Raw genomic sequence first — 21,883 nt, 5'->3', positions numbered from 1 at the left:
GTTGATTTGGGGATGCGTGATAGTATGGAAAAAATGATCGATGTAATACGTTCAGATATTGAAAAAGATAGAGAACTCAAGACATTGTGGAGAATGGCTAACGTAATGACTATGACACGGTTGGCATACAATGACCACGGACCGGTGCACGCACGGATCGTTGCTAAACATGCATTGAAACTTTACGAATTAACCCTTCCGTATGCCGAACATTATCGATGGAACTGGTGCAAACAATCCGGATTGACAGAGGAAGACGGTAAAGTTATAGTTTACATATCCTCATTGCTTCACGATATAGGGAATGCGGTTCACAGGTCGAATCATGAGGCGTGGAGTGCGATATTGGCCGAAGACATAATCGACCGTGTCCTCAGTCCGCACTATTCCCCATCCAAGAAAACACGAATAAAAACAGAGGTTATGCATTGTATCGTTGCGCACGAATCGCTTAAAGCAATCACATTAGAAGCCAGTTGTGTTAAAATAGGGGATGCGTTGGACATGACAAAGGGCAGGTCCCGTATACCTATCATAAGAGGTAGGTTCAGTATTCATTCTGAATCTGCAGACTCGATAGAAGAGGTTTCAATAGCAAAGAGTAGGTGCAAGGACAAGGTAGTAGACATAACCGTAAAAATGACTAATCCGGCAGGTGTGTTCCAGATAGATGAACTGTTACTTAAACGTATCCGGGACTCCCTGTTACACGGTCATGTGAGAATAATCGTTAAAATAGATGACAAGAAAACCAAAATCTTATCAACCTGATCATAACCTTTCGCAACGTAAAAATGCTTTCTTCTCTGTACGCACAGAAATCACGCCTTTGGAATTGTATCCGTAAAACGTCATCTTGATAGGGTACTGGTCAGGGTAGGACCCAGGAGTACCGTATATCTTTATACGCTTACTTATAATACCGTTTGGAAAAACAATACCTATACGTGCTCTACCTCTAGAGATATGTCTATCCGGTGCCAGAGAGATTGCAGAGGGTACCTCAATGTCCGTTTCTACCCAGTAAGCTTCGTTACCTTTATTGCTCACCACGATCTCCATCTCGACAAAGTTTCGTCTGAACGCGATGAGCCGGATCGGATAAAAATGTGTTACCATGTGGAGAAGGTCATCATTCATATTGTTTCATATTGAAAGCAAAGCTTTTAAATAATAATTTTGACAATATAATAACTGCTGTGCATGGATGGCCGCCCGAGTCGGACTGTTTCCTGCAATGAAGGTGTGGTCAACAATGCACGGCACACCTTTATCTCTTCCCTTCGATCAAGTGATCTAAATGATACTCGATGTTAAAGTGATACCGAATGCAAAAGACGACAAATTACAGGTTGAAGGTGGTAAACTCATAATTCATGTTACTCAACCTCCTTCTAAAGGGAAAGCTAATCTGCAGGTCATAAAAATGATAGAAAGGAGATTCAATGTAAAAGCGACAATTATCAGAGGCGCGAAGTCACGTCTCAAAAAAGTCCTGATCGAAGGGAAAACTGAAGAACTAGAAAAACTGTTGAAAATGTAAAAACACTGTTCAGAGAGGTGATAGATATGGGTAAAACATACATCGATTCGTTAAAGTATATTGTTTATGCTGACATAGAGATAAACGGTATTGTAGAAAAACCAGATGTAGTGGGTGCCATATTCGGACAGACGGAAGGACTACTCGGCGATGAATTAGACCTCAGGGAACTGCAAAAGAACGGTAGGATAGGTCGTATAGAAGTCGAACTGACTACTGTAGGTAACAAAACAAAGGGAACTATAAAAATGCCCAGCAGTTTGGACATGGTGGAAACGTGTATCCTGGGAGCGGCATTAGAAACGGTTGATAGAGTCGGGCCGTGCGAAGCGCATATAAAGGTAACAAAGGTCGAGGATACAAGAAACGAGAAACGTAAACGGATCGTTGAGCGCGCCAAAGAACTGCTTAAACATATGATAGAATCCGAGCTTCCTGAGAGTAGGGAAATCTCCGAACTTGTGAGAGGTGAAGTGAAGAAAGCAGAGATAGTGGAATACGGAGAAGATAAACTTCCTGCAGGACCGGGTATCGATTCCTCGGATTCCATAATACTGGTAGAAGGCAGAGCAGATGTGCTTAATCTGCTGAAAAACGATATAAAAAATGTTATAGCGATCGGCGGCGTTACAGAGATCAGTCCGACGATTATAGAGCTCACGAAGAAAAAAGAGACCACCGTGTTCTTGGACGGAGATAGAGGCGGGGACATAATACTGAGCCAACTTAAACGGGTTGCAGATATCGATTTTGTGGCGAGGGCACCACCCGGTAAAGAGGTTGAAGAACTGACAAGAAAAGAGATAATCAAAGCACTGAGAAACAAAGTACCTGTAGAACAGCACGAACACGAAGAACCGGAACCGAAAAGACGGATTTCTAAGAGACAGGTAAAAGAAACGAAGAAAGGGGGTAAACTCAAAGAAAAAAGTGTCGAAAAACCAACAACGCAGAAGACTACCGTTCCAAAGAAGTATATAGAGGAGCTCAAAGAGCTGGAGAATACGTTGAAGGCCAAGGTCTACGATAAAAAGGAGAAGCTTATTGCTGAAATACCGGTAAGAAACGTGATAAAAACCTTAGAAAAAGAGGAGAATGTCGGTGTGGTCGTTTTTGACGGTATAGTGACGCAGCGTTTGGTTGACCTTGCAGAATCTAAAGGTATCATGTATCTCGTAGGTCTAAAATTGGGTAATGTCTTTAAGAAACCCGAATCAGTGAAGATATACACAAAAGAATAGAAGATTTTTTTCTTTTTTTATTTTTGTACTGTTCTTAACTTAAACTTATTTCCCAGTTGAAAAGGGAATAAGCCGTGTTTATGTTAATCCTCGACGTTTCTGCGTACAACAGAACGTTTTTAAACATCTTCTTAAATATTATTAATGGTGTGAAAACATGATAAAACATAAAAAGCGAGAAAATGCAAAGAGACAGGGCAAAGGGTCTATGAAACGAATGTTAGCGTATTCTTTAGCCGTCGCGTTGGCTTTTGAAGGATGTGTTCCGTTAACAAGCAGGTCTTACAAAGAAGTAGAAATCGTGCACGCGTCAGCTCAAAGAATCGATAACATGTACGAAATCGCTGAACGTGATTGGAAGAATGTCTGGATCAATGCAGGTAAACCGTACATAGAATTCGAAGAAAACGTCCTGCCAAAGATAGTGGCAGTGTACAGAATCGCTGGAAGAAGTATAGGATACTACGTGGTTTATGCCGGTGTCAAGAATGCGCAGGAAAAGGATGCTGACATCAACGAATTTTTACTTTTCATTCCTGATAAGATCCTTATAGGAGAGAAGTGTATTGATGGGAAAAGCATACGTAATCAAGCAATATCTTTAGTTACCTCTATGGACACGGATATTGGTAATCTGTATACACGTCAGGATAACAGCGCGCTTGGTATGATGGTCAGAGCGATCGAAGAGATAGGTGTGTTTCCGCTTCACGGCGGATACAAGAAGTGGTACAACGATTGTTATGATGCGGTCATCAGGATACTGATCCTGGAAGACCTGGGTCTAAAATTTGACAGTTACACCGAATTGATGGAGGCGATGTACGTGCTAACATTTGAATGGACGTACGAGGTGTCCGTCAAAAAAGGGGTAGACGGTGACCTGCTCATAGATGAATACAAAAAGAAACTGACGGCTTTCAAACGCACGTTATCCAAGGGCAACGAAAAGGCACAAAGGTTAAACGAATACATCACACCTGAACGGGTCCTAACACTCAGTAAGAGAAATATCCGACAGTTCTTTGGCGGTTTGAAGAACGTTTACAAAAACTGGTGGTATCCATCGAGCAACAGTATCCAGGTCAAACTCTCAAGGTTCGGATATAAACAGACCGGTGCGTTTACGGAGGAAACGATAGATGGCAGGTTGAAGGAAGGGGACATCGTGCTCACCGATGACAGCCCGTACTCCTCAGGGTCGCACTGGGGCATAGTTGTCAAAGAGAACGGTTGGCAGATCCTGAATGCTACGGCTGACGGGTACAGATTGGTTCCTCTGAACCTGTTCATGAAAGATTCCGGAGTACTATTTGTCTACAGAAAAAGATGAATAAAAACTATTCATCGCCGCTGCCGAAATAGTAAATCACTCCAACACCCAATTTCCAATGGTATTCCAGTTTCTCAGTATCAGGATTATCTGTAGAGGGACCGTTAGGGTCATCGGTGTTGTAAAGGGTAAGGAACCATGCCCAGTTATGACTGGGACGGAACATATACCCTATCCGAGCATGTATCACTTCTGTGGGTAGGTTGTGATACATAATACCGAACCGTAAATATGAAAACTTAAGGTAAGAACTTTGGTCAAATGCGTAGTAGTAAACGTCAAGGTCAAGACGTTTGAATGAAAAACGTTCAGGGTCTATTATCGCAGACGTTGCAAACGACCAATGCTCAGTCAAATCATAAGATATGGTTACCCTACCTCCGAACTCGCGCGGTTTCTCAGGACCGTCAGTCCATTCAACCCCGATACCTGCATCAACACTCCCGAAATCGAAGTACGCGTCTGCGTACGAATAGGTGTTGTTTAGGACTGTTGTTGAGAACCTGACTTGTGAAATAGAGAATCTAGGAACGGAACGATATTTTGCAAAGTACCACTCCAAATATTTTATTGTCGTTAATGCTTGTGCACAGAGTAAACTCACATGTTTAGGGTCACCGTTCTTGAGCATGTTTATGCCTCTAAAAACGTCCGCCTTCGCATTCAAGAGCAGGGTCTGTAAAAGGACCTTATGTTTATCGTGAGATTTTTCGATCCGTTCTTCTAAGCTGTTGACCCTTGGAATAAGGCCTCTCAAAACTTCTGAACCGACCTTGTTAGGTGAGTACACGCAAACCCATGCATAGGGAGTACCGTCATCCTCTTTTTTAAAAGGATTGTCGAAACGGTACACCTCTATCCCGCGGGGTAACGAAGCACTCAGAAATTGAACCGTTAAATCAGGTGTATCATATTCAGGGAATACTATACCCCATACATCGGTTGACGGGTCGCAAACCTCAATAATGCTGTGTACAATATCCATGTCATCGATTACAGAGGATAAAGAGTATTCCAAACGTTCAATCTTCGGGTCATCCTTTTTCATCCTCTGGAACGATGTGTTATCCGCAGCACCAACAGCAGATGGATACGCAAGTCCCAATATTGCAGTTCCCAGTAAAACCGCCTTCTTAAGACCCCTACGGAGACCCTTCCTACGCATCTTATATTTCATGTAGTAAATTGTGTTAAAATGAGTATTTAAACTTTCCGTCTCAAAACGAACTCTGTTTCCAAAGCGTTAATGGGCCCGCCCGGATTCGAACCGGGGACCTCCCGCGTGTAAGGCGGACGTCATAACCACTAGACCACGGGCCCGGTAGTGCCGAGGGCGGGATTGTCGGTGGCCCCGACAGATTGAAGGTCTTTATCTCACATTCGAACCCGCGACCTCCAGATGTCCGAGCGCCACCTTTCTAGGATCATCGGTAACCTCACCACTCATAAGGCTGTGCCTATGAGTCTGGCGCTCTACCAACTGAGCCACCTCGGCACTACAAGATATTTATTTAAGAGTGGTATTTTTAAAACTTCCTAAACTTACCGTTTCTTTATGATTGTGAATAAGTCCTAAGATGATCTTCTTAAATAAGGAGACTGAACAAATACTTAATATTGACCACATTCTTAGAAAATCTTATTTTTCACACGTAATCTCTTCTATAACTACTACTCTTTTCAGGTGTATCGCCTAGAATTAAGTTTTATTGATATTTCACGTTTAAATATTGAAAAACCGTGAACCTGACAGATAAACACGCTACAAATTATCCATCATTTAAACCAATCCATTCCTCAAACCCATCTAACCTTCGTATCAATCAAAGAACTAAACAATACAAAGATTATTGTTTCAGATGATCTTCCGCAAAAGTAACATCGTGCGGGATCCAAGGATACTGTCGTTCTACATATCCTCTAAGTGCTGAGTTGTTGAGAACATGTTTTATTTCTTCCAACCATCTATCAAACCTGTAGAATAAGATGTTCCAGGGACTACAGAGTATCCTTAATATCCGGTTTATCCTGGTAGGCATCATCTTGGTCAGTCGTTGATAGAGATCACCCCTACCTTTAGGTCTCTCCCTTGATAATGCAGCATCCACAACATCCGCGATCTCAATGAGAGCAGAGGCGTCAACAACATCCTGTATGAAGGATTCAATGTTAGGTATATCCTTCATCCTTAGAGTAATCTCGGGGATTGAGGAGAACCTCACGACCGCTTCCATGGGGTTTATACCGTAGGGGTTTTCAGATCTGAGTAGGTGATGGGTCCCGGCGATCATACCGACAAACAGGTAGTCTTGGGAACTCAGTATCTCAAACCCCTTTAAGGCGTGTCCCTTAATCTCCTTGAACGCCTTATCATCAATGGGAAGGTTCTCGTCTGTAAACCATGCTTGATTGGTACAGGTTATCTTACCGATATCATGTAGTAGTCCTGAGTAAAAGGCACCTGATGGGTTACCGTCTACCATTATCTCAGCGTACTCTACGTTCAAGGCTACGCGGACACTGTGGCTTAATAGGTTATGGCTTTTCAGTTGCATGTTCTTTAATATAGCAAGGTATCCACCTGAGAATCTGTCCAGACCGTTCTTTGCCTTGTTCCTCTCAACTCCTTCCATCCCCAACCTAAACAGGTGTTGTGAGGTGAGTGGTTTTAGGTGTAAAAACTCGTTGAAGAATACCTCACGTTCCCGAGATATGAAGTCGGGAAGCGGGTCTTTTTTTGTTTCGTGAGTTTTAGAAGGTTTAATAGTGTTTGATGGCGCGTGTCCTGGTTTGACCATATGTTTAATTTTGTAAAAAGATGTTTTTAAACGTTGTTGAAATATATCCTATGCCGTTGAATAACTTCGAAAATCTTGAATAATAAATATGCAAATTAAACAACCTCAAAATCAGATGCAATCGGATAGGACCTGTGGAAGAGAACAAAGTAATATCTACTTTTTACAAGACGCGATCGGAGCGGTAGGCCGTAGCCCGCCTTCTGTTTTTAAGCAGCATTCTACTAAGCGCCAGTACGGCTTGCATTACGATCGTCTGCCGACGGGCCGTTTCATCCCCTTAATAAGGGGTGTCGTTTCTGCTCCCGTCAGCAGACGCGTAATGGGCGGAACTTCCTCCCGTATCAGGGGTAAGCTGCTCACCTACCGCTCCATTTTTATAGTATTTGAATTCCTTAATAAATCTATCTGGACTGAAAAAAGGTCGGCCATAGATCGTTCTACTGAAAACTACAGGATGATGGGGATGAAAGAAAAAGTGTTGTGTTATAAGATCCGGAAAGGTCTGGCAGAGAAGATAAGAAAACTGTTGGATATAGATTATGGATATAAACCGAGAACAGGAAAGGATTATGTCTATTTTGCAGTATCCGAAACGTTACGGAAAAACGGTTTAGAGAAGGTATTGGAAAGCTTGGAACAAAAGGGACTTTCGGAAGATGTGGATGTGGAGGAGAAGTCGCTCGAAAGAAAAGAAACGGCTGAAGGTAGGTTAAGAGACATCCTTATTAAAAAAGGCATACCGCCGATATCGTCTTACGAGATAGTGGGTTCGATAGCAGTGTTATCTTTGCCCGAAGAAGCAGAACCTTACGGACCCCAGATCGCGGAGGAACTGATGAAGATACATAAGAACGTGCGCACAGTAGTTAAGAAAAAAAGCGGTATGAGCGGTAGATGGCGTGTGAGAGAGGTAGAAGTAATCGCAGGAGAACCTAAAACAGAGACGGTCTACAAGGAGAACGGATGTGTTTTCAGGTTGGACATCTCGAAGATGTATTATTCGACACGTCTGTCTTACGAAAGAAAAAGAATCAGCAATTTGGTCAGACCCGGGGAACATGTGTTGGTACCGTTTGCCGGATACGGACCCTTTGCGATAACTATTGCGAAGCACAACAAAGATGTCACCGTTGTCGGAATAGAGATCAATCCTCATGCCGTTAAATATTTCCAAGAAAACGTCAAACTTAACAGACTCGGTAATGTTAAAGTCGTTGAAGGCGATGCGTTAGAAAAAGTAAAAGAGTTCAAGGATTGGGCGGACAGGATCGTTATGCCGCTCCCGAAAAACGCGATAGAACACGTGCCTGAGATGTTAACAGCTCTCAAAGACGAAGGAGTGATTCATGTGTACGCGTTCGCACCGATAGACGATCCGTTCAGTGGATTGATAGAGAGTTTGAAAAAGGTGATCCGAGGGTTTACAATACTTAAGATAGACAGACGGATAGTAAGACCGTACTCACCCACAACCGTACAGGTAGTGTTAGACATATACTTAAGGCGTAGGAAACGGAACTAAAATCAAATGAGGTAAGAGGGGGTTTTATTTTCTCTCGCTCTTTTCTTTTGCCATATCTATACGGGATACGATGTTAAGTATCGATACCTTTGGATCAGCAATACAAAGGACAGACATATCTGGATAATATCTCACAACGTACAACCAGTTACCTATCTTACCTGCCAAGAACTTGGGTTTGCTCGACGTGATTTCGTCAAAACTCTTGATCATCTTACTAACCCGCGATACTAAGATACCGATTATCTGACGACTCACCTTAACGTTTGTATTGTTTATGAATGCGTAGACCTTGCCGTCCAACCCGACAACTCCAACCACCGGAATCTCAGAGGATGCAATCTCTTCTACCATCTGAGTGAGTATCTTCCGTTTCTGTGCAGGTCGTTCAACGTGTTTCAAAACTCCGTTCTCGATTATAAGATCTGTAGCTCCGGATTCCACCAGATACGACTCTAATAACCATTCACGCCATGGTTTTGGCACACCTACCAACATCGAAACGGTAACCTTGCCTTTGTCTGACAACATCTTCTTGATCTTCGGTAACCATTCGGATTTAAGAGTCGATGCGATACTGATCTTCTGTTCTAATGAAGCTTTACACATGTCTATCTTGTTAAGGGATTGAGTGATCAGTTGCTCCGCCAATTTTTGGTCGTCTTCCTCTTCGACCAATCGCTCTATCCGGTCTATCGGGATCGAATGATACATCTCTTGTTCCTCAAAAATGTCTATCATCATCTTACTGGCACTCTGCAGAAGTTTTTCGACTTCTGCGAGTTCCTTCTTTAGCATGGAAAGGTTTTCTCTGTTTCTCGTATACAAACGTTGCCGAACACTTTCATAGAACCCGGTTCTGAAAACGTATGCGCGCACAGTATCCTCAATCCCAAGCCAAACGGATATCCCTCCCATAACAACCATGATCATACCTGCAGTTTCTATCACATGCGTCTGGAACAAACGGGCAAACATTTCCATGTTCAAAGCCCCGACAACGTTACCAGTATAATTCGATGTAAAATAATAGCCGATGATTATTAACACCGCACCGATCACCAGGTATTCCCAAAATACCGGCGAGGCTCTACCGAGCCATTCCTTGAATGCCTTATTCACATCGCGTTTGGTAAGAAAAGCGCCTATCACCGTAAACAATAACGTCAATAAAAGATATACTAATTTCAAACATATGATCAACACCAGTACGGTGACACCCAATGCAAAGAAAGGATTGGTCAAACCTTCCAAACTCGCATACATGGAATTGCTCCAAACCCAAACACCACCTATCACAGGGAAAGATTCCAAACTCATCTGTTTAACCGTCAGAACAGGGACTGAATAATGGGACTCAAACCATGACCCGTTGTAAAGTCGGTCAGAATGAAAATAGTAGTATAGGTATGTCTCGAATTTACCGGAACCTAACTTGTTTATCGTCTTTTCCAGAGATAACGGTTTGTCGATGACTGAAGTAAGATTGTCTGCATGAATCGATTCAGATGACAGGTTCAAGGAAGGCGGTATCAGTTCAACAATCTTCCCGTTAACAAGGGTCTGGTTCTCAGGCACCGTTATGAACAACACCACATCGTACCGAACCCGCTCGACAGACGGCATCGTCGTCTCAACAGAAACGTTTGTGGGAACGGTCGATTCGACTGATAATCCTTCAACGAATATCGAAACCGCTGATTGCAGCGCTTCGGTATCGTATTCTATCGGAAAACATAATCCGTAAACCGACGGGTTCACGATGGGATTCTGGTTAACCTCCTGGGCAATAAGACTCAACCGTTGAACGTTAGTAAGGAATGTGTCCACTTCTTTCTTAGAAACGTTATTCGGATGCGCCGCCATCGAATCGATAAGAGAAACCGTATCATCCGTTAGATGGTCTATCTCTTTAAAATCGTTGTTAAGATCGAGCAGGTCTGTTACAATCATTTCACCGACCAGATTGCGTACAGAGTTGCATACATAGGAATAACTGCATGTCTCCGTGCACGAGCTTTTATCTGTACATGGGTATTCTTCAAGGTCTAAACCCATTGTACGTTTACAGAAGGCTTCACCATGTCCGGTCACATCTTCGGTACCGCGACTTTGGTTGAAACGGATTATCAGTGCACGCACAGAATCCAACACATCCGGCGATACGGAGAACCTGAGAGATTCGTTCGAACCAGATATGTTCGTTACCGCTTGAGTCAGGTTCCAAACCGGACGAACGGTTATAACACGCCTTACACGTATACCGTCTAAAGTATGGTTGGCGAACGAGTAGGTGGCGTAATCTACAAGTCCGTCACGGTTAACATCGGTTTCTACGGCAGACGTTATTTTATCAGGGTTACCGCCGAATTTCGATTCCGTGACGCAGCCGGTAGAAACTATCACGACCAACAGAAACATTACGATCAGACCTGATACTCCTTTGTTCATGAGATACCTAATTCGGATTAATTTTATAAATATAACCTCCACGTAAACTAAAACATGGTCGAAAGATTGCTCGTAGAAATAGTGCTTATTCTCATCATCATCGTGATAACATATCTATTGACAAAATAGATAGATTCTCCGACGTGTGCTACAGAGGAAAGAAACCTCAGTTTATCCATGGTATCGACAACTGAGAAGATGAGATATGTTTTAAAATCTTCTTAAAGATACTAAATCCATGCTTGATATAGAACTCATAAGAAACCAAAAGGAAAAAGTAAAGGCGGACATGGAAAAAAGAGGGAAGGAGTATGCCGAATTGGTTGATCTAGTAGCCGCCTTGGATGAAAAGTACAGGGGGTTACTGGAACAGGTGAACCGGCTCAGGCATCAACGAAACGTAGTTTCCAAAGAGATCAACAAACTCAAAAAGGAAGGTAAAGAAAACAATCAACTCATCAGCAAAGCCAGGGATCTGTCCAACCGAATCGAAAGAATGGAGAACGAACTGGTGAGTGTGAAAACCGAACTGGAAGCAAACCTGCAACGATTGCCCAATGTTATACTGGATGATGTTCCGACAGGGAAGGATGAGGCCGACAATGTAGAAATAAGAAGATGGGGGAATCCGAGAGAGGATGAAGTTGTTAATCACGTTGATTGGCTGGTAAAGAAAGGTTATGCGGATTTTGAACGTGCTGCAAAAACGTCTGGAGCCAGATTTTATTTTCTCAAAGATAAACTCGTTAAACTTCAGATGGCTTTGCTCATGTATTCGTTGGATTTTATAACTGAAAAAGGTTTCAAACCTATTTATACCCCGTTTCTAACAAAACATGAAATCGAATCCGCTGCAACCGAGATCTCTGCATTCAGAGAAGTACTGTATAAAGTGGAGGATGAAAACCTCTATCTAATACCTACAACAGAACATCCGATATTGGGTTATCATTATAATGAGATTGTAGATGAGAAAGAATTACCTCTCAAGTACGTAGGATATTCGCCGGCGTTCAGAAAAGAGGCAGGGTCGCACGGAAAGGATACGAAAGGTATCTTCAGAGTTCATCAATTCATGCAGACCGAGATGTTTGTGTTCAGTAGACCCGAAGATTCCGAGAAGATCCATGAAGAGATGGTAAGGATACAGGAAGAATTGACCCGCTCCCTGAACATACCTTACAGAGTTGTAAAGGTGTGCTCCGGAGATCTGCCGTTGGTTGCCGCTAAGATGTATGACATAGAAGCATGGTTCCCGGCACAAAAGAAATATCGTGAAATAACATCCTGTTCGAATTGTCTAACGTATCAATCAATACCTGCAAAGATACGTTTTCTCAGAAAAGGAGACCGGATATGGGTGCATACGTTGAACGGTACCGGATTGGCAGATACACGCACTATCGTTGCAATAATAGAGAATTTTCAGGACGAAGACGGGGACGTAACGATACCTAAACCGTTGCAAAAGTATACTGGATTTGAAGTCTTGTGATGGGTGAGGGATAGATTTAATAATTGGAATGACACAAAAATACATCTATGGAAACAGTAAAACGAACGACGAAAAGAAGAAGCGTTAAAAAACTGGTTTCGGTGGTTAAAAACAGGTACGATACATTCACATCGTATCTTATGAAAAGGATATTGAGGTACAGACCTTTAGAAGATGCTCCGGGACAGTATTTTTGTTACTTAGAAAAGGTTGAGGAGGTTCATACACATTACTCTACTCTGCACGTTCATCAAAGACCTTTGTGCGAATTGGATGAAGAAGAACTCGAACGGTTTGTAAGACATGTTCTGCGCGATGAGGATGAATGTACGATCAACCTTGTCATTGCAAAGATAAAATCTCAAAAAAAAGAGAAAGAGAGGGAGAAGAAAAAGGTCTGAGGAAATCTTTGTCGATGGAGTGCCAGAATACGAGAAAGTCAAAATGGTTAAACAGTATTTGATGGAGGTCGGAAAAAGAAACAAGAAAAGGATGCTGAAAAAGATATTCGATGATGAAAAGGTCCTGGACATGTTAGGTATAGATTTAAAAATAGGTGACAGGTACAGCAGACCGTATCTCATAGCAGAAAAGATCCGGGAAATATTTTCCATCAAGGTAAGTTGTAAGACTGTTTATCAATTGCTACGGAATAAAATAGAGATGGAAAAACCGTTGTTCAAGGATTATGAAACATACCGTCTCATCAAGACGTTTGTAGAAAACAATCCTGATAAGTATAACGGTAAAAATGGCCGATGCGTACTGGCGGCGGATCTCAAAACCAAACTTGGGATCCGACTAAGTAAAGATACACTGAAGATTAAGCTTACACAAATGATGAGAAGGGGCGAACTGCCGTACAAAGGATGGGCCGATTACTCACCCAGATATGTTGTCAGAAACAATCGAATGAAATTCCTGAAGAGGTTTTAGACGATAGAGAGAAGTACCGGCAGAAGGAAGTAACAAAAACATTTATATTACTTATCTTGTTTTATATCTGTGGGTGATAGAATATGTCGTTTAAAAAGTATTATTCTCTGAAAGCCACGGGAAAGAAGGTTAAGGAGTTTTGGAAAACGCTGGTAGAGATGATTAAAAGAGAGTCTGTCGAAGAGGTTAAGACTAGCGACGACGAAGTAAGAATGTACGAGTCAAACCCTCTGTTTTCAGTAAGGGGAAGGGTTATACGTGAAGAACACGAGAAAACTACCGAATTGGAAATTATTGCCGATTCAAAGACAGAGACATTGTACATGGCAATATTCGGTATCATAGGACTTTTTATCCTGATGGACATCATTTTGGGGACTCTGTACGGAGTCGTCACCGGGGTCGTCGGCGCAATCATCTACTATTACATCATAAACTACTTCATTAAAGCAAAAGAAAAAGAGATGGTAAGAAACCTGCGGGAATACGTGGAAGAAGCTGCCAGAAAAACAAAGGTTGAACTCGAATAACTCCTTGCTTTTTTATTTTTAGGGGCGTGTAGGAATGACAAAAAAGGGTAAGGTTCTGTGGGAAGGTAAACCGTCAGAAAAGTTGTGGATAGCTCAAACGTTACTGGTAGGAATACCGTTTTTAGTGCTCATAATAATTTTCTGGGCTCCGTTTTTGATGTCGTTTGTTTTTCTACGTGAATTGTCTTTCCTACCATTTATTGTTGGAGTACCTGTGCTTATCCTGGTGGTGCCTCTACTGATCATAACAATATACTTCAAAGCTCTCTTCAAAACGTACAGGTATTGGGTTGATGAAGAAGGAGTAAACTTTCAGGGTGGAATATTCTACAGAAGGAAAAAATTCGTACCCTACTACAAAATAACTAATGTGGATGTAGCGCAAACCTTCGTAGATATCATCTTTGGCATTTACAGGGTAAACATACAGACCGCTGGGATCGGACTCAGAAGACCTGAGATATCCTTCCTAGGTTTGGGAAAGGATGAGGCAGAGGAAGTAGAAGGGATTATTAAAGAAAGACTAAAAAAGATACGTGTGCTGGGAGATTGAGACCTTACCCTTAAAAATTTCACTCAAAAGTTAATCACTTTTTTCCATTACCTGATCGCTATTACACAATTTGCCTGGGGTATCAAATATCTCATCACCGAAATTGTCTCTCACACAATGATACTGTTTAATGAAATGAGAGTCCGGGATGTCAACCGGACTCAACTTCCAAGGGCCGTGCTTTATATATGGACCGTCATTTACTACCCAATCACAGTCTTCCATTCCTGGTTGAGGGTTCAAATTTCTCAGATAACCTTTATTATCTTTAACAACAATTTCTATTACTTTTCCAGTCGCATTAATTATCTCAAAGTGATACTTGTCTCCCTTGATGTATAGAAGTGCTTTGGAGTTCGTAGATTCGTTGGTTGCAGTGCATTTTATCGGATATAAAAGTTCTCTCTGTTTAAATACATAAAAGCATATATAAAAATCTTACGTTTATACCATAAATACGACACAAAGCATGAAGGAGTGATGTGCATGACAATCATAGAAAAGAAGATATGGCCGAAGTATTTTGAGTTGATTAAGAGCGGGAAGAAGACCTTTGAAATAAGACTGGCCGATTTCGGTATAAAAGAGGATGATATCCTAGTTCTCAAGGAATGGGATCCTGAGAAGAAGGAGTATACCGGAAGAGAGTTGAGGTTAAGGGTCACCTATGTAACCAACACAAAGGATCAGGATCACTGGAGTAAGGAAGAAATAGAGAAGTACGGGTTGTGGGTGATCGGGTTTAAGAGAATGTGATGTCCGGACCTTAAAACCCCTCGATACCCAACAGATGCCTAACAACAAACGAGGTTATCATGTTTGGGTTTAGTTAAAACCCTGCTAAACCTTAAGTAAGGTTTAATTTTCACCCTGCCAAAATTTAAGTAAGGTTTAAAAACAGAGCGTGAGTAATAGGATCATGTACCTACCGAGAGAGTTGGAAGAGAAGGTCTTGAGGGTATTCGGAAGCAAGTTTATTCTGATCCGTGGTCCGAGGAGGTCTGGAAAGACAACCCTTCTCAAAAGGATAAAAGAGATACGGGGAGGAGAATACGTAACCTTTGAAGATCCAATCGCAAGGGAGGCCTTTCTCAGGGATCCGATCGGATTCGTCAAGGAGAGAGGTACCCCTCTATACTTAGATGAGGTACAATACTTGGGAGAAGAAGGTGCAAAGGCCCTTAAACTGATCTATGATACACTGGAAGAAGGTCCAGTAGTACTAACAGGGTCTGGTGCCTTTGACATAAAGATGAATCTGTTGAGATACCTGGTCGGTCGGGTCTACCTATTTGACTTACTACCTCTAAGGTTTAGTGAGGTCACGAGTTGGGAGGGGAAGGATACTTTCCTCATCTACAAGAGGGGACACCAGAAGTTTGAAAGGTTATTGGAGGGTGAGGAGAAACTTCCTGAGAAATCAGAATCCCTTGAAAAACTGTATGACCTATACTGTATATGGGGAGGGTATCCCGAGATTGTGATAAATAAGGATAGGGAACTCCTCAGTTCCTTAGTAACAACAACTATTGAGGAGGATATAATTAGGTATTTCTCGTTGAGAGAGGGGAAAAAACTCTGGAACGTGGTCAAGAGGTTGGCAGTCATAACTGGTAACCTGTTGGACTACAGTAGTTTAGGGGTGAGTTACCCTACCGCCCAGGAGTATATTTCAATCTTGGAGAGGTCCTTTGTGTTGAAGACGATCCCTACCTTCTCCACGAATAAGTTGACCGAGTTAACCAAAAGGGAGAAGGTGTACTTCTATGATTCGGGTTTTAGAAACCAACTGATCGGTACCTTTTCTGGTATAGAAGAACGACCGGACGGAGGTGCTACCTTGGAGAATAGTGTATGGACTCAACTCATTAAGTACGGAGAGGTTCTGTACTGGAGGACTAAGAGTAAGGCTGAGGTTGATTTCATCCTGAGGAGGGAAGACGGTAGTATTATCCCTGTAGAGGTAAAGATTACCGGTAAGATAACGCCGTCCCTCTTAAGCTTTATAGAGAAGTATCAACCCGAGATCGCCCTCGTTCTCTCCCAGGATACTTTTGAGAAGAAGGTTAAAAATACCACCATATACGGGATACCCTACTATTATATTTGAAGTTTTACCCTGCTAAAATTTAAGTAAGGTTTAATTTTCACCCTGCCAAAATTAAAGTAAAACTTGAGAGAATAGAACCCGAAGTAAAGAACCTGCACAGATGGAGTTATTCTTCCCGAAATTTCCAAAATACAATCCCCGAATCCAATAAAAGAATCTGATATATCAGGATACATTCGTAGAAGGTTCACCCTTTCATCTTTAGAAAGTTTGAAAATCGGGAAAAGATAAGAGGTTTGCATTTAAATCCATCTCAAGGAATTATTTACCTAATTTTCTCAATGTTGCGGTAGCCAATATTGTAAATATATCTTCGCCTTGTTTGAGTTTCTTTAGTAATGTTTGAAATATTTTTCCGTGAGGATAGTTTGTTTTCTCCTGCAACATAAGAAGCTGTGCAAGCAAAATTAGAAATTTGATGTTGTACTCCCCGTATTTGCTTAGCTCTTTAAACTTTTCGATAGTTTCTTGATCATATTCTAATAGTTGCTCTAAACTTAATTTATCTCTTTCTTCTTTGCTTTTTATAGGTTGGATCTTTTCCCAAACTTTCATCAATTCATCAATAAATTTAGATGTAAGTTCTCGATTGCTGTATGATTTTATTAATAAATCAACGGTCCAATGGATATGCTTAGGAGTTCTTATATTAGACCATTTCCCATTTTTGAGTTTCTGTCTATATTTTATTATAATATCGGCATCGCTTTTTCTTCCAGGATAGATAGCCAAAATATATGAATCGTTGAGTCTAATAACGCTAATAGGTTTAAGCTTCAGTCTTTTGTCATACATGAACTCATGTAAGCTTTCCACTACCACCACCTCATGCTTTCCTTAAATTTCTCAGTTTTTTCTCCTTTTTCTGGCTTTCTAAAAACAAATAAATGTTCATGTGCTAACAGTAAAAAGTTGTATTGAATACTTTTTTTCCTCCAAAGGGGTGTTGCTTTCATGTTGTGTTGTAGTTTTATTATGTTCTCTTTGAGAATAAAACCAACGTCCAAAAATGATTGCATGACTCTAAAAGAAATCGGGACGTGATGTTTATGTCTCCTTGTATCCCCGATCAAAATAGCGCAATATTTCCCAGGCCTCAGAACTCTATAGAACTCTTTAGCCACCTTTCTCATTTCGTTGGCAAATTCCTCAACATTCCTAACTTTGGATAGATCTCCTTCTTTTTTATGATTTGAGTTTTTTGTATATCCGATGATATTTGCATAAGGTGGATGAGTAGCTATCAAATCAACACTTTCGTCCTCAATTTTATCAAGGTTTCTTGCATCTCCTACGTAAGTCCTTATCCATGTTTTAGGTTTCTTTTCTAAAGTATTATAAGAGAACCGTAATCTATCAAGAGTAACCATTATAGCGTCTTTATTAATATCTACACCAATCCCATTTCGGTGTAAAAGCTTTGCTTCTATCAACGTGGTTCCTGAGCCAACAAAAGCATCTAACACAGTATCTTTTTCTTTTGTGTATCTTAGAATTAAATTTCTTGCTACCTGTGGTGCCCAATTCCCTCTATATTTTGCATTTAAGTAATGTGTTGCCCACTTTCCTCTATTAGGAAAACTCCAGACTGTAGTAGCCTCAAGCTCAAAGTCTTTTGGTTGGTACTCCTTAACTTTCCATTCTTTGCCTATTTCAAGCTTTGTGTCTTCAATAATCACATACTTATAAGCATTGGAATATTCTTCATAGTCTTTTAATGTAACTTCCTCCATTTCAATATAAGCTAAATCAGATCCGGGGATTGTATAACTTGATGTTTTTTTTCTTTTTATTACATTTGACGTATTTATACCTACATTATTTTCTTCCATTTTTTCACCTACATCTTCCATCATGGTTTGCCAGCAATAGAACGCGCAATATTTATGATTCTCATCAACCCACCGTGTTGCTATTTCTATAGATGTATTTATAAGGGTTTCTCACATATCAATTTTTGATCATCACAGCAACCTTCTTTTCTCCTCTATCTCTTCCCTCGGATCATCATACTTCTTCATCATAATATGAGCATACAAATTTACTAAAAACCATTTAACATTATTACACCAACTAATCTTTTAATTCATTTTCTATTATTGATTATAAACATTTGCATATTCCCATAAATGCTGATATTAATCCAACCTCAGAACAGATGGAAAATTTACAAAGAAGGAAGACCAACTCCCTTAACAACGGAAGAGATTTTGCTGAGTATAAAGAAGGCGATGGAGGAAGAGGGCGATCCTGGGGAAGAGAACGGATAGAATAGGTGTGAGGTGCGAAGATAGTAATAAAGATAAGGAAGAAAAAGAGAAAAAAGCATACTTCTAAGTATAACGTATATTATAAACTAATGTGGAAAAGTTCAAAAGGGGAAAATAGAAAAGCGAAACCTTATAAAAATTGTTGGTCTGATATTACATTATGTTAGATATAGGAAAAAAGGAAAAAATAATCCTAACGTTCTTGAAATTCGGGCCAATTTTAGGTAGGAAAAAATTTCAAAAAATGATGTTCTTAGCAAAGATGAAATATATGTTAGATATCCCATTTATTTTTGTGAAGTATCATTATGGACCTTATTCTTCGGAGCTACAAAATACTATTGATAGGCTGAAACTTATGGGTATGATAAAAGAAACACGAAGAGAAGTTGATTTCTTTGTTAGCGTCTATGAATATGAACTAACAGAAAAAGGAAAAGCATTTATAGAAGAACATCCTCTGGAAGAAGAACCTTCTATTAGAGCGTTAGTATCAGATTTAAATAAGAGATCAACTCAGGAGTTAGTTAAGGAGGCATATAAGTATGTCAAAGCCTAAAATTAAGCTGAGAACTGAAGATGGAAATGATATTGAAGAAAATGCTGATGAAGACGATGATATTTTTATCTTTCTTGATGAGTTGTCCAGAAAAGAAGAAATAAAATATTTTATGGAAGAGATAACTAATACTGAGAAATTTTTAAGGGTATTCTCTTCCCATAAATCCACATTTTACATAAAAGGATTTGAAAATAGACCTATGCTCTTTATTGGGGAAAATATTAGTGAAAAAACGCTCAATTTGTTAGATCGTTATTATACTACTCAGATTCAGAAGTTAGAAGCACTTTTATTTCCTATCTCGGGATTATCTAATCGGATCTTTATGGCTTTTATAAAGACTTTGTTATCTTCACTTTCAGACGAAACAATAGCAAGACTCAAAAAGTTACCATATAAAAAAGTTCTGGAGGAAGAAACGTATAGAACTACAATTGAAGAGTTACGTAAGAATATTAAAGAAACTGATAAAATGTGGAAGCAAATTACCAAAGAACTAAAAGAATTAGTTTATTCTTCAAGCTTAGATTTTTTTACCATGGCATACATCCTTCCCTATGCTTCTATTTCAATAATAAAAAATGTTCAGAAAAACCATGACCTAACCGCAGACGAAATAGAGTCGCTGGTAAAAACTGACACTGTTTTTCCTGTTTTAACTGTGTATTTATGTGACAATTACAAGAACCATGATTACAAATCTCCTCCATTTCATTTTGTAGTGTTGCCTCACTATGGAAGATTTGATAGCCTATCAAACCCCAAATGTCCGATCTGCAACAAACAATTAAAAAAGATAAGATTTTTCACATTTATTCCTGAAATATCCAAAAGGATAATGAATCCTGAAGGTTTCTATCCATATATTGTGGCATATTTGCTGAAAAAACACGAAATCTCTTTTATTCCACACGTAAGAGGTATCTCTGAAAAAAGCAAAAAACCCAGAGGAGAGATTAACGAGGTAGATTTCATTGTCACACACGGTAATAAACAGTTTTATATAGAGATAAAGTGCGTAAAAAGAAAGACAGAGCTTACAGAAGTTGGAAAGAAGCTGGAAGATTCCCTAAAACAAATTGAAAAGAACATAGAAAATTGGGAGAAAAAAAGGAAAGTAAAATTTGATGGGGTTTTTCTCGTTATAAATTACCCACAAGACGAGATAGAAAAAACTAAACTGGAATATAAGCGGCTGAGTGGGCTCATTCAAAAGGAGTTTAAAATCATCGGTTACGACAACCTAAAAGAACTAATCAAAGAATTGCAAAATTCTTAAAACGTGATTTTATCGGAATTGTCCGCCCTCCTACATTCTGCAACAAGCCCCAGGAGGGATTGTTAGGAATAGTTGGAAGCTCTAAGAGATTATTAGGTCCTGTAATTTTTAATAAACTTTGTTTTCCAATTATTCCCCATACACAAATCTTTTAATGGACATCTTTTGCATTTTGGTTTATCATGATTAAAACAAAAGTTTGTTCCGATATAGATTAAACCATCATCAAAATCACCTATTCCATACTTTGAGTTTAGAAGAATAGCATTTGGAATGTGTTGTATTTCAACAAGAGTAGAAGATCTCTTTCTTATTTTTAGGTGCTGAGTGATTATTTTATTATAATTTTCTATTATTTGTTGATTGAGGATTTTCTTGTTCTGAACTTTTTTTCCTCTTATGTTTGTGACCCTAATATAATGTGTTTTGCCCTTTCCTTTATTTTTTTGGATTACTCCCCATTTTTCATAGTCTTTTAAAGTAGCTAAGATTGTAAAAAATCCCGTCCTAAATAGGACTCTTCCAGCATTACTGTCAAAAGGGACCTCAAACGACCATTTACTCCATCCACTTTCTTTTTTGGTTGATAGTTTAAATGTGTGAATATACCATTTGGCAAATAAATGAGCTGCTTTGTTTCCAATTGCACTTCCTAAACCATATCTTTCATGTTGTTTCAGTTGTATGCTCATTATTTCTGAAGATGGAAAACTCTCTAAATGTTCAATTAATGGTTGAAATGATTCTCTCCCTCTCAAGTCTTTTTCCAACAAAAGAGGAACACAAAGAGGAACTCCCCATCTATGTATACTATAATCCAAAACTTGATTTATGGAAATTATTCCTCGTTGGGATTGAGCAAAAAACAAATTGTATTTGTTGGGGTTTGATTTATTGTATTTAGCCCATATTTCTGCCCTTATTTTTTTAATAGACTTATGTGTCTCCAAAATCTCATTGATAGAGATATTTAATTCTCTAAAGAAATCTATTGGACGATGGAAAATTCTAATTTCTTTCCTATAGAGAACATTTGTTACGTTCTTGAGAAGTTCTCTAACTCCATGAATATCAGGTCCCTGATCTAGAACTGCGCTTAATAAAAGATACCTCGCTAAGACTTCTCTTCTTGTCCAAGCACCATCAATCATGTCCAATTCATTATATTTCAGATTTCCGTTATTATCAAAAAAATGCCTAAAAGGTTCCACATCCTTTAAAGGAAGGATATCTAAATTGCTTTTTTTCCTACCTATT

Annotated in this window: 21 protein-coding genes, 2 tRNA genes and 1 other RNA gene; 14 read left to right on the top strand and 10 right to left on the bottom strand. The window is 39.8% G+C overall.

The window, feature by feature from the left end:
• Positions 1-24 precede the first annotated feature (24 nt).
• Positions 25-771 carry an HD domain-containing protein gene (locus J7K41_00745; protein MCD6549227.1) on the top strand — a complete coding sequence of 249 codons (747 nt, stop codon included), beginning with the start codon at positions 25-27 and terminating at the stop codon, positions 769-771.
• Here the strand turns inward: J7K41_00745 and J7K41_00740 are convergent, their stop codons facing one another.
• Positions 772-1,140, bottom strand: a complete 369-nt coding sequence (locus J7K41_00740; protein ID MCD6549226.1) for a hypothetical protein — start codon at positions 1,138-1,140, stop codon at positions 772-774. It lies immediately after the preceding gene.
• A gap of 160 nt (positions 1,141-1,300) precedes the next feature.
• Here J7K41_00740 and J7K41_00735 point away from each other — a divergent pair, with 160 nt between their 5' ends.
• The 3 genes from J7K41_00735 to J7K41_00725 all read left to right on the top strand — a co-directional run bounded on the left by J7K41_00735 (position 1,301) and on the right by J7K41_00725 (position 4,117).
• A complete protein-coding gene (locus tag J7K41_00735) occupies positions 1,301-1,543 on the top strand; it encodes a DUF167 domain-containing protein (protein ID MCD6549225.1) in 243 nt (80 codons plus the stop codon).
• A 26-nt stretch (positions 1,544-1,569) separates the two neighbouring features.
• Complete coding sequence (locus J7K41_00730) at positions 1,570-2,784, top strand: DNA primase (GenBank protein MCD6549224.1); 1,215 nt, start codon at positions 1,570-1,572, stop codon at positions 2,782-2,784.
• Between the two features lie 157 nt (positions 2,785-2,941).
• Entirely contained in the window at positions 2,942-4,117 is a 1,176-nt protein-coding gene (locus J7K41_00725; GenBank protein MCD6549223.1) for a hypothetical protein, read from the top strand.
• A 7-nt stretch (positions 4,118-4,124) separates the two neighbouring features.
• On the opposite strand, the gene J7K41_00720 is transcribed toward J7K41_00725, so the two are convergent.
• From J7K41_00720 to rnpB, 5 genes are all read right to left on the bottom strand, one after another.
• Positions 4,125-5,294 (bottom strand): hypothetical protein, encoded by a 1,170-nt coding sequence (locus J7K41_00720; GenBank protein ID MCD6549222.1) that lies wholly within the window; start codon positions 5,292-5,294, stop codon positions 4,125-4,127.
• A 70-nt stretch (positions 5,295-5,364) separates the two neighbouring features.
• A tRNA-Val gene (locus tag J7K41_00715) sits at positions 5,365-5,437 on the bottom strand.
• 5 nt (positions 5,438-5,442) lie between these two features.
• Positions 5,443-5,612 (bottom strand) — tRNA-Met (locus J7K41_00710).
• Between the two features lie 352 nt (positions 5,613-5,964).
• Positions 5,965-6,915: an HD domain-containing protein gene (locus J7K41_00705; GenBank protein ID MCD6549221.1), complete on the bottom strand. Its 951-nt coding sequence runs from the start codon at positions 6,913-6,915 to the stop codon at positions 5,965-5,967.
• Between the two features lie 180 nt (positions 6,916-7,095).
• Positions 7,096-7,286: RNase P RNA component (gene rnpB / locus J7K41_00700), an RNA gene on the bottom strand.
• Between the two features lie 95 nt (positions 7,287-7,381).
• Between rnpB and J7K41_00695 the strand changes: the two genes are divergently transcribed.
• Positions 7,382-8,440, top strand: a complete 1,059-nt coding sequence (locus J7K41_00695) for a class I SAM-dependent methyltransferase family protein (GenBank protein ID MCD6549220.1) — start codon at positions 7,382-7,384, stop codon at positions 8,438-8,440.
• Between the two features lie 24 nt (positions 8,441-8,464).
• Here the strand turns inward: J7K41_00695 and J7K41_00690 are convergent, their stop codons facing one another.
• Complete coding sequence (locus J7K41_00690; protein MCD6549219.1) at positions 8,465-10,891, bottom strand: hypothetical protein; 2,427 nt, start codon at positions 10,889-10,891, stop codon at positions 8,465-8,467.
• Between the two features lie 238 nt (positions 10,892-11,129).
• Between J7K41_00690 and serS the strand changes: the two genes are divergently transcribed.
• From serS to J7K41_00655, 7 genes are all read left to right on the top strand, one after another.
• The gene (gene serS / locus J7K41_00685) at positions 11,130-12,386 is read left to right on the top strand and encodes a serine--tRNA ligase (GenBank protein ID MCD6549218.1); all 1,257 of its coding nucleotides are present in this window, start codon (positions 11,130-11,132) and stop codon (positions 12,384-12,386) included.
• Positions 12,387-12,433: 47 nt separating this feature from the next.
• Positions 12,434-12,787 carry a hypothetical protein gene (locus J7K41_00680; GenBank protein MCD6549217.1) on the top strand — a complete coding sequence of 118 codons (354 nt, stop codon included), beginning with the start codon at positions 12,434-12,436 and terminating at the stop codon, positions 12,785-12,787.
• Positions 12,788-12,848: 61 nt separating this feature from the next.
• A complete protein-coding gene (locus J7K41_00675; GenBank protein ID MCD6549216.1) occupies positions 12,849-13,322 on the top strand; it encodes a hypothetical protein in 474 nt (157 codons plus the stop codon).
• An 83-nt stretch (positions 13,323-13,405) separates the two neighbouring features.
• The gene (locus J7K41_00670; GenBank protein MCD6549215.1) at positions 13,406-13,852 is read left to right on the top strand and encodes a hypothetical protein; all 447 of its coding nucleotides are present in this window, start codon (positions 13,406-13,408) and stop codon (positions 13,850-13,852) included.
• A 34-nt stretch (positions 13,853-13,886) separates the two neighbouring features.
• A complete protein-coding gene (locus tag J7K41_00665; protein ID MCD6549214.1) occupies positions 13,887-14,405 on the top strand; it encodes a PH domain-containing protein in 519 nt (172 codons plus the stop codon).
• Positions 14,406-14,891: 486 nt separating this feature from the next.
• Positions 14,892-15,161 (top strand): DUF3850 domain-containing protein, encoded by a 270-nt coding sequence (locus J7K41_00660; GenBank protein ID MCD6549213.1) that lies wholly within the window; start codon positions 14,892-14,894, stop codon positions 15,159-15,161.
• Positions 15,162-15,324: 163 nt separating this feature from the next.
• On the top strand, positions 15,325-16,515 hold the full coding sequence (locus J7K41_00655; GenBank protein ID MCD6549212.1) for an ATP-binding protein: 1,191 nt from the start codon (positions 15,325-15,327) through the stop codon (positions 16,513-16,515).
• 261 nt (positions 16,516-16,776) lie between these two features.
• Here the strand turns inward: J7K41_00655 and J7K41_00650 are convergent, their stop codons facing one another.
• Together J7K41_00650 and J7K41_00645 are read right to left on the bottom strand one after the other, a co-directional pair.
• Positions 16,777-17,337 carry a hypothetical protein gene (locus J7K41_00650; GenBank protein ID MCD6549211.1) on the bottom strand — a complete coding sequence of 187 codons (561 nt, stop codon included), beginning with the start codon at positions 17,335-17,337 and terminating at the stop codon, positions 16,777-16,779.
• Positions 17,331-18,431, bottom strand: coding sequence for a DNA methylase (locus tag J7K41_00645; protein MCD6549210.1), 1,101 nt, complete (start codon positions 18,429-18,431; stop codon positions 17,331-17,333). Before J7K41_00645 ends, J7K41_00650 begins: the two co-directional genes overlap by 7 nt.
• Positions 18,432-18,945: 514 nt before the next feature.
• On the opposite strand from J7K41_00645, the gene J7K41_00640 reads away from it, so the two are divergent.
• Complete coding sequence (locus J7K41_00640) at positions 18,946-19,344, top strand: hypothetical protein (GenBank protein ID MCD6549209.1); 399 nt, start codon at positions 18,946-18,948, stop codon at positions 19,342-19,344.
• Positions 19,331-20,626 carry a hypothetical protein gene (locus J7K41_00635; GenBank protein MCD6549208.1) on the top strand — a complete coding sequence of 432 codons (1,296 nt, stop codon included), beginning with the start codon at positions 19,331-19,333 and terminating at the stop codon, positions 20,624-20,626. The genes J7K41_00640 and J7K41_00635 overlap by 14 nt, the downstream gene beginning before the upstream one ends.
• 92 nt (positions 20,627-20,718) lie before the next feature.
• Here J7K41_00635 and J7K41_00630 read toward each other — a convergent pair.
• A partial coding sequence (locus J7K41_00630; GenBank protein MCD6549207.1) for a hypothetical protein occupies positions 20,719-21,883 on the bottom strand: 1,165 nt, incomplete at its 5' end.

Source organism: Candidatus Micrarchaeota archaeon (genome assembly GCA_021163225.1).
Classification (GTDB): Archaea; Micrarchaeota; Micrarchaeia; order Anstonellales; family JAGGXE01; genus JAGGXE01.
This window is presented reverse-complemented; position numbering and strand designations above follow the sequence as displayed.

What these genes read in the sequence shown, in the direction of transcription:
- J7K41_00745 (MCD6549227.1), top strand. Translation starts at nt 25, where the DNA reads ATGGAAAAAATGATCGATGTAATACGTTCAGATATTGAAAAAGATAGA.
- J7K41_00740 (MCD6549226.1), bottom strand. Translation starts at nt 1,140, where the DNA reads ATGAATGATGACCTTCTCCACATGGTAACACATTTTTATCCGATCCGG.
- J7K41_00735 (MCD6549225.1), top strand. Translation starts at nt 1,301, where the DNA reads ATGATACTCGATGTTAAAGTGATACCGAATGCAAAAGACGACAAATTA.
- J7K41_00730 (MCD6549224.1), top strand. Translation starts at nt 1,570, where the DNA reads ATGGGTAAAACATACATCGATTCGTTAAAGTATATTGTTTATGCTGAC.
- J7K41_00725 (MCD6549223.1), top strand. Translation starts at nt 2,942, where the DNA reads ATGATAAAACATAAAAAGCGAGAAAATGCAAAGAGACAGGGCAAAGGG.
- J7K41_00720 (MCD6549222.1), bottom strand. Translation starts at nt 5,294, where the DNA reads ATGAAATATAAGATGCGTAGGAAGGGTCTCCGTAGGGGTCTTAAGAAG.
- J7K41_00705 (MCD6549221.1), bottom strand. Translation starts at nt 6,915, where the DNA reads ATGGTCAAACCAGGACACGCGCCATCAAACACTATTAAACCTTCTAAA.
- J7K41_00695 (MCD6549220.1), top strand. Translation starts at nt 7,382, where the DNA reads ATGAAAGAAAAAGTGTTGTGTTATAAGATCCGGAAAGGTCTGGCAGAG.
- J7K41_00690 (MCD6549219.1), bottom strand. Translation starts at nt 10,891, where the DNA reads ATGAACAAAGGAGTATCAGGTCTGATCGTAATGTTTCTGTTGGTCGTG.
- serS (MCD6549218.1), top strand. Translation starts at nt 11,130, where the DNA reads ATGCTTGATATAGAACTCATAAGAAACCAAAAGGAAAAAGTAAAGGCG.
- J7K41_00680 (MCD6549217.1), top strand. Translation starts at nt 12,434, where the DNA reads ATGGAAACAGTAAAACGAACGACGAAAAGAAGAAGCGTTAAAAAACTG.
- J7K41_00675 (MCD6549216.1), top strand. Translation starts at nt 12,849, where the DNA reads ATGGAGGTCGGAAAAAGAAACAAGAAAAGGATGCTGAAAAAGATATTC.
- J7K41_00670 (MCD6549215.1), top strand. Translation starts at nt 13,406, where the DNA reads ATGTCGTTTAAAAAGTATTATTCTCTGAAAGCCACGGGAAAGAAGGTT.
- J7K41_00665 (MCD6549214.1), top strand. Translation starts at nt 13,887, where the DNA reads ATGACAAAAAAGGGTAAGGTTCTGTGGGAAGGTAAACCGTCAGAAAAG.
- J7K41_00660 (MCD6549213.1), top strand. Translation starts at nt 14,892, where the DNA reads ATGACAATCATAGAAAAGAAGATATGGCCGAAGTATTTTGAGTTGATT.
- J7K41_00655 (MCD6549212.1), top strand. Translation starts at nt 15,325, where the DNA reads ATGTACCTACCGAGAGAGTTGGAAGAGAAGGTCTTGAGGGTATTCGGA.
- J7K41_00640 (MCD6549209.1), top strand. Translation starts at nt 18,946, where the DNA reads ATGTTAGATATAGGAAAAAAGGAAAAAATAATCCTAACGTTCTTGAAA.
- J7K41_00635 (MCD6549208.1), top strand. Translation starts at nt 19,331, where the DNA reads ATGTCAAAGCCTAAAATTAAGCTGAGAACTGAAGATGGAAATGATATT.